Genomic DNA, 8,421 nt, shown 5'->3' with positions numbered 1-8,421 from the left:
ATAAAATAAAACAATTTTTATTAAAATTAGGTTTTAATTTTTCATTAAATAATAAAAATGTATTACATATTATGTATGTGCCTATATTTTTATCATATTTTAATATGACAAAAATATTTATTTCTTTAATAAAAGATATTTTAAATATAAGAATAATATCTTCACAAAAAATTATAAAATCATTAATTAATTGTATTAGTAATTCTCATATTATATGGGATAATTATAAAATTATAGATTTATTAATGGAATTAGAATTATTAAATTTAAATAATAATTTTATAAGAAAAGAATTATTTTGTTTAATAAAAATATAATTAATAATATGAATATTAAAATTAATAAATTACCATTAGCAATTTTTTTAATGGGTACAACAGCATCCCAAAAAACTTATTTAGCTACTCGTTTAGCTAAAGAATTACCTATAGAATTAATTAGTGTAGATTCTTCTTTAATTTATAAAAAATTAAATATAGGAACAGATAAACCTAAAAAAAATGATTTCTTTTATACAAAGCATTGGTTAATTGATATTAAAGAACCTTATCAAAGATATTCAGTTATAGAATTTTATGACGATGTTTTAAAAATAATGAATAATATTACTAAAAGAGGGAAAATACCCTTATTAGTTGGTGGTAGTATGTTTTATTTTAAAGTATTAGTTAATAATACAATATCTCCTTTATTACCACCATCAAATGTTGATATACGTAATATGATCATAAATCAAATAAAAAATAAGTTATTTATATCATATCATGATATGTTGAAAAAAATAGATATTATATCTGCAAATCAAATTCACCTAAACGACACACAAAGAATTATAAGAGCTTTGGAAATTTTTTTTTTAACAGGTAAAACTTTTAGCAAATTAAAAGAAACTTCTAAAAAAAAAATTCCTTATCAAATATATCAATTTGGTCTAACTTATTATAATCGTCAAATTTTATATCAAAAAATAGAAATTAGAATTTTAAAAATGTTAGAATTAGGTTTTGAAAAAGAAGTAAGTGATCTTATAAAATTTAAATTTTTAAAAATAAATTTTCCTGCAATTCGTTGTATTGGATATAAGCAAATGTTTTTTTATATTTTAAATAAAATTTCTTATAAAGAAATGATACAACAAACTACTATCTCAACACGTCATTTAGCAAAAAAACAATTAACCTGGTTACGTCATTGGAAAAATATTTATTGGTTTGATAGTAATAATATTTATAAAGCATATAATTTTATTATAAATTTCATTTTAAAAAAAATAAAATAATTATTAATTTAAAAAAAAATGTATTTTATTATATAAAAATAATTAATAATTAATATTATTTAAAATATAAAATGAAAAATATTATTTTCGGTATACATCCTATAATTAATATGTTAAAAACAAATCCTCTTTCTTTCGAAAGAATTTTTATCTTAAATAGTAAAAAAAAATCTAATAACATTAAAAAATTAGTTTCTTACACAAAGAAACATAATATATGTATATATAAAGTAAATAAAAAATGGTTAGATAATAAAACTAATAATAGTACACATCAAGGATGTTTAGGTATTTTAAATAAATTAATCTTTTTTAAAGAAAATGATATAATGAATATTATTAATCTTTCTAAAAAAATACTAATTCTAATATTAGACCGTATAACAGATCCTCATAATTTAGGAGCTTGTATTAGAAGTGCTGCTGCTTTTAATGTGAATATGATTATTTTACCTAAAAAACATTCTGCTAAAATAAATGCTACAGTAAAAAAAGTATCTTGTGGAACATCAAATAATATTCCTATTATTTTTGTTAAAAATTTAGTTAATACTATTAATTTTTTAAAATCTCTTAATATTTTTATTATTGGTACAGATATTAGTTTAACTAATAATACACTTTTTAATTATAGATTAAAATATCCAATATGTTTAATTATGGGATCAGAAAATAAAGGGATAAAATCTATTATTAAAAATAATTGTGATATATTACTTTCTATTCCTATGTCTAAAAATATAAATTCTTTAAATGTTTCTGTTGCTACTAGTATTTTTCTTTTTGAAATAAATAGACAAAACTATATTAGTTAATATTATAAATTAATTAGTAAATATTTATTTTTTTTAAAAAATTATTATATATTTAATGAATATTTTTAAATTATATTTTTTATATAAACTGGAAATTAATTATGAATAATCCTTTGTTATCAAATTTTTTATTACCTCCATTTAATCAAATTACTGATGATTGTATGGTTCCAGCAATTATAATTACAATAAATAATATGAAAAAAAAAATTAATAAAATATTAGAAAATAACAAAAATAATTATAATTGGGCAAATTTTTGTCAAAAAATCTTAGAATTAGAAGAAAATTTATATCGTATTTTTGCTCCTATTAGTAATTTAAATTATGTTAATAATAATAAAAAAATAAGGAAAAATTATGAAATTATTAGTAAAATAATTACTGATTATGATATATGGTTTAAACAAAATTTAAATATATATAAAGCATATATATATATGCAAAAAAATCAAAATATTTTAAATTTAGATAAATTACAAAATAAATCTATTAATAATATTATACGTGATTTTAATTTATCAGGTATTTTATTAAATCAAAAAAAAAAAATATTGTATTTACAAATTATTAAAAAATTAGTAAAACTACAAAATGATTTTAATAATAATATTTTTGATAGTACAAGAAAATTTAAAAAATATATTTTAGATAAAAAAAAATTAGATGGCATTCCTAATCATATAATAAAAATTATGCATAAAAATGCTTTATTAAAAAACAAAAAAGGATATTTAATAAGTTTAGATTATCCAATTTATTCATCAATAATAACATTTTGTAATAATCAAAATTTAAGAAGAAAAATATATTATAAATACAGTATAAGAACATCATCATTAGATAATAATGTTTCATTAAAAAATGAACTAATTATACAAAAAGAATTATCTTTACGGTTAAAGTTATCTAATTTATTAGGATATTATTCTTATTCTGAACAATCTTTAATAAATAAATCAGCAAAAAAAATAAATAAAGTTTTATCTTTTTTATATACATTACTTAAATTATCTAAAAAACAAGCTATAAAAGAAGCTTTAAGTTTAAAAAATTTTGTTAAAAAAAAATATAATATTACTGACATTAATCCATGGGATGTATCTTTTTTTGCAGAAAAATATAAATTCTATTTGTATGGAATAAATGATAATATTATTCGTGAATATTTTCCAATCAATATTGTAATAAAGGGTATGTTCCAAATTGTTAATAATATATATGGTTTATCATTTATTTTAAAAAAAGTTTCAGTTTGGCATAAAAATGTAATGTTTTTTAATGTTTTTAATGATAATAATAAATTATGTGGAAGTATTTATTTTGATTTATATTTTCGTATAGAAAAACGTAGTGGTGCATGGATGGATATATGTCAATCAAGAATTTTAAAATCTAATGGGATATTACAACATCCAATAGCATTTATTAATTGTAATTTTACTCCTTCAATTAATAATATTTTTCTTTTACATCATAATGATGTTTTAACTTTATTCCATGAATTTGGACATGCTTTACATCATATTACTTCTTGTATTAATATACCTAATATATCAGGAATTAATGGTTTACCTTTAGATATTATAGAATTTCCTAGTCAATTTATGGAATATTGGTGTTGGGAATATGAATCCTTAAAAATTATTTCTCAACATTATCAAAAACATAAAAAAATGCCAACAAATATAATAAATAAATTAGTTACATCTAAAAAATATAATTCTGCTTTATCGCTTATGCGTCAAATAGAATTAAGTTTATTTGATATAAGAATTCATAATGAATTTTCTTTAAAAAAAAATGATCAAATATCATCCTTAATTAATGAAATAAGAAAAGATATTATTACAATTTCTCCTATTCCAATTTGGAATAAATATACAAATACATTTAACCATATATTTGGTGGAGAATATGCTGCAGGATATTATAGTTATTTATGGTCAGAACAATTAGCAGCAGATTCATTTTATCATTTTAAAAAAAATGGTTTATTTAATCCAATAATAGGTAAAAATTTTTTAAAAAATTTTTTATCTTTAGGTAATTCTGTGGATCCTATGATTTTATTTGAAAAATTTAGTGGTAGAAAATTAAATTATCATATGTTACTTAAACAAAGAGGTATTAAAATATAAATGAAAATTTATTTTATATAAATAGGATTTAAAATAATTATTTTATGAAAAATATACGAAATTTTTCAATTATTGCTCACATTGATCATGGTAAATCAACATTTGCAGATAGATTAATAGAAATTTGTGGAGGATTATCTATAAGAGAAATGACATCACAAGTTTTAGATAGTATGATTTTAGAAAAAGAAAGAGGTATTACTATAAAAGCACAAAGTGTTTCTTTAAAATATAAATCACAAAATAATAATACTTATAAATTAAATTTTATTGATACTCCAGGACATGTAGATTTTTCTTATGAAGTTTCTAGATCTTTGTCTGCTTGTGAAGGTGCTTTATTATTAATAGATGCGTCACAAGGTATAGAAGCACAAACAATATCTAATTGTAAAATGGCTATGGACATGGGATTAAAAGTATTACCTGTTATTAATAAAATAGATTTATTATCTATAGATATAAAAAAAATTACAAATGACATACAAGAAATTACTGGAATTAAATCTACAACATATCTTAAATGTTCTGCTAAAACAGGTTTGGGTGTAAAAAAAGTAATAGAAAATATAGTAAAAAAAATTCCTTCACCTATCGGAAATATTAAAAAAAAATTACAAGCTCTAATTATAGATTCTTGGTTTGATAATTATTTAGGAGTAATAGCATTAGTTTGTATAAAAAATGGACAAATTTTAAGAGGTATGAAGATTATTATTTTAAATACAAAAAAAAAATATTGCATAAAAAAAATAGGTATTTTTACACCTAAAAAAAAAATTTTAAATATATTAAAATGTGGTGATGTTGGTTGGATTGTATTAGGAACAAAAAATATAATTGAAGTACCAGTAGGAGCTACGATAACATCATATATAAATCCATCTAGTAAAATACTTCCAGGTTTTAAAAAAAGTATACCTAAAGTTTTTGCAGGATTATTTCCAGTAATTTCAGATGAATATAATATATTTAGTAATGCATTAAAAAAATTAAGTTTAAATGATTCTTCTTTATTTTTTGAACCAGAAACTTCAGAAGTCTTAGGATATGGATATAGATGTGGTTTTCTAGGTTTATTACATATGGAAATTATACAACAAAGACTATTAAATGAATATAATATTCATATTATTACAACTATACCTACAGTAAAATATAAAATAAAAACAATAGATAATAAAATTTTATTTATAGATAATCCATCGAAATTTCCTAATTCTTCTTTAATTAAAGAAATAAGAGAACCTATTTTAAAATGTAAAATTTTTTCTCCTATAAAATATATAGGTAAAATTATCAAGTTATGTATTAGTAAAAATGGTATACAAAAAGATATTATATATCATAATAATAATGTTATTTTAACATATGAGATTCCTATGATCGGGATCATTATAAATTTTTTTGACAAATTAAAATCTATTACAAAAGGTTTTGGATCACTAGATTATAATTTTTTAAAATTTAAAAAATCTAATTTAATCTGTATAAACATATTAATTAATAAAAAACGTATTGATGCATTAACAACAATTACTTATAACAATAAAATTTATTCTTATAGTCGTTCTTTAATAGAAAAACTTAAAATATTAATACCTAGACAACAATTTGATATTACAATACAAGCTACTATTAATAAAAAAATTATTTCTAGTACAAATATTAAACAATTACGTAAAAATGTAATTGCTAAATGTTATGGAGGTGATGTTAGTAGAAAAAAAAAATTAATTCAAAAACAAAAAGAAGGTAAAAAACGTATGAAAAGTATTGGTAATATTAAATTACCACCTTCAATTTTTTTAGATATGTTAAAAATAACAAAGTAATTTTTTAAAAAAATTTTTAAAATTTTTAAAATATTACATTTTACATAAATAAAAAATATGAATTTTTTTATAAAAAATGTAATATTTATTATTGATGATCATTTATGAAAAAAATACAATTTTTAAAAAATCAAATATTTTCTATAATTTTTATTATATTATTAACTTTGATTATTCGTTTGTTTATATATGAACCTTTTTTTATACCTTCAGAATCAATGCTGCCTACTTTAAATATAGGTGATTTTATTATAGTTAATAAATTTATTTATGGTATTAAAAATCCTTTTAATAGTAAAATTTTTATTAAAAATAAATTACCTCAAAGAGGTGATATAGTTGTTTTTAAATATCCAAAAAATATTAAAATAAATTATATTAAAAGAATTATTGGATTACCGGGAGATATAATTTTTTATGATATTACAAATAAACAAATTGTATTATACAATAATAAATATATTAAAAAAGATATTTTTAAATATAAAGAACTTAAAAAAAGTAAATATTTTAAAAAAATATTTCAAAATATTACTCAAAAAAAATATGTTTTTTTAAAAAAAAATTCTATAAAATTTTATAAATTTGGAAATATAAGATATTTTCAGTATACGGAATATATAAATAAATTATCACATAAAATTTTATTTACACCTGAAATAGAGAATAAAATAAATGAGAAAATATATAAACAAAAAAATTTTCCTTTATATACTTGGATAGTTCCTAAAAGATGTTATTTTGTTATGGGTGATAATCGTGATGATAGTCTTGATAGTAGATATTGGGGTTTTGTTCATGAAAAATATTTATTAGGAAAAGCTATATTTATTTGGTTAAATATTCAAAAAACAGAACATTTATGGTTTTATAAAATAAAATTTAATCGAATATCTAAAATAAATTAATTTTTAAAAAAAATTATTATCTTATTTTAGATTTAAAACATAATTAAATAAATTTTATTATGATTAATCAATTACAAAAAAAATTAGGTTATATTTTTAATCATCAAGATTTATTATATCAAGCTTTAACACATAGAAGTGCAAGTAGTAAACATAATGAAAGATTAGAATTTTTAGGTGATTCTATATTAAGCTATATAATCGCTAAAGCATTATATAATAAATTTCCTGATGTAAACGAAGGTAATATGAGTCGTATGCGTGCCTCTTTAGTTAGAGGTAATACTTTAGCAAGTATTGCAAGAGAATTTAAATTAGGGGAATATTTATTTTTAGGACCTGGAGAATATAAAAATGGAGGATATAATAGAGAATCTATTTTAGCAGATACAATGGAAGCATTAATAGGAAGTATATGTTTAGATAGTAATATTAAAGTTGTAGAGAAAATTATTTTATTTTGGTATCAATTTAGATTAAAAACAATTTTACCTGGTAATAATCAAAAAGATCCTAAAACAAGATTGCAAGAATATTTACAAAGATCACATTTACCTTTACCATATTATTTCATTGTACAAATAAATGGAGAAGTACATAATCAAAAATTTACAATACAATGTAAAATTAGTGGAATATCAAAAATAATTATAGGTATAGGATCTAGTCGTCGTAAAGCAGAACAATCAGCGGCAGAAAAAGCATTAAAAAAACTTGGATTAAAATAATTTTAATATAAAAGGTTATTTATGTGAAAATGATATCTTCATACTATGGAAGTATTTTAATATTAGGTAGAACAAATGTAGGTAAATCTACTTTGTTAAATCTTTTGGTGGGAAAAGAAATATCAATTGTTTCTCATAAAAAAAATACTACAAACAATAATATTATAGGAGTTTATAACAAAAATATTTACCAAATAGAATTTATTGATACTCCTGGAAATATTTTTTATAAAAATAAAATTTTTAATTTATTAAAAAATAATAAATATGATTTTATATTATTTGTTTTAGATAAAACTAAATGGAATTATATAGAAGAAAATTTTAGTAAAATTTTTTCTAAAATTAATATACCAATAATATTAATTATTAATAAAATTGACCAGATTAAAAACAAAAATATATTATTATCATATATTAATTTTCTTAAAAAGAAAATTAATATTTTTCATTTATTTATAATTTCAGCTAAATATAAATTATACATAAATGATCTTTATCGTATTATTTTTAATAATTTACCTAAAAAAAAACATTTTTATTCTAAAAATTATATTACAAATCAAACAGATCAAGTAATTGTTAAAGAAATTATAAGAAAAAACATTATGAGATTTATTCATAAAGAAATACCATATTTAATCAAAATTAAGGTAATTTTTTCTAAAATTTTATTAAAAAAAATAGATATTTTATTTTTAATAAAAAAAATAAA

The 8,421-nt window shown here is 18.4% G+C and carries 8 protein-coding genes; all 8 read left to right on the top strand.

Going from position 1 to position 8,421, the window contains the following annotated elements; translation table 11 throughout:
• Positions 1-317, top strand: a 317-nt coding sequence (locus GJT96_RS00840) for a hypothetical protein (protein ID WP_169780357.1), incomplete at its 5' end; no start/stop codon positions are given.
• Complete coding sequence (miaA, locus tag GJT96_RS00835; protein WP_169780356.1) at positions 299-1,279, top strand: tRNA (adenosine(37)-N6)-dimethylallyltransferase MiaA; 981 nt, start codon at positions 299-301, stop codon at positions 1,277-1,279. The genes GJT96_RS00840 and miaA, both read left to right, overlap by 19 nt.
• A gap of 71 nt (positions 1,280-1,350) precedes the next feature.
• Entirely contained in the window at positions 1,351-2,094 is a 744-nt protein-coding gene (gene rlmB / locus GJT96_RS00830) for a 23S rRNA (guanosine(2251)-2'-O)-methyltransferase RlmB (protein WP_169780355.1), read from the top strand.
• A 101-nt stretch (positions 2,095-2,195) separates the two neighbouring features.
• Positions 2,196-4,235 (top strand): M3 family metallopeptidase, encoded by a 2,040-nt coding sequence (locus tag GJT96_RS00825; RefSeq protein WP_169780354.1) that lies wholly within the window; start codon positions 2,196-2,198, stop codon positions 4,233-4,235.
• A gap of 44 nt (positions 4,236-4,279) precedes the next feature.
• Positions 4,280-6,070: a translation elongation factor 4 gene (lepA, locus tag GJT96_RS00820; RefSeq protein ID WP_169780353.1), complete on the top strand. Its 1,791-nt coding sequence runs from the start codon at positions 4,280-4,282 to the stop codon at positions 6,068-6,070.
• A gap of 104 nt (positions 6,071-6,174) precedes the next feature.
• A complete protein-coding gene (gene lepB, locus GJT96_RS00815; RefSeq protein WP_169780352.1) occupies positions 6,175-6,978 on the top strand; it encodes a signal peptidase I in 804 nt (267 codons plus the stop codon).
• Positions 6,979-7,025: 47 nt separating this feature from the next.
• Positions 7,026-7,706: a ribonuclease III gene (gene rnc, locus GJT96_RS00810; protein WP_169780590.1), complete on the top strand. Its 681-nt coding sequence runs from the start codon at positions 7,026-7,028 to the stop codon at positions 7,704-7,706.
• 29 nt (positions 7,707-7,735) lie between these two features.
• The coding region (gene era / locus GJT96_RS00805) for a GTPase Era (RefSeq protein WP_247646102.1) at positions 7,736-8,421 on the top strand (686 nt) is incomplete at its 3' end.

The sequence above is a fragment of the Enterobacteriaceae endosymbiont of Donacia piscatrix genome, assembly GCF_012569525.1.
Classification (GTDB): Bacteria; Pseudomonadota; Gammaproteobacteria; order Enterobacterales; family Enterobacteriaceae.
This window is presented reverse-complemented; position numbering and strand designations above follow the sequence as displayed.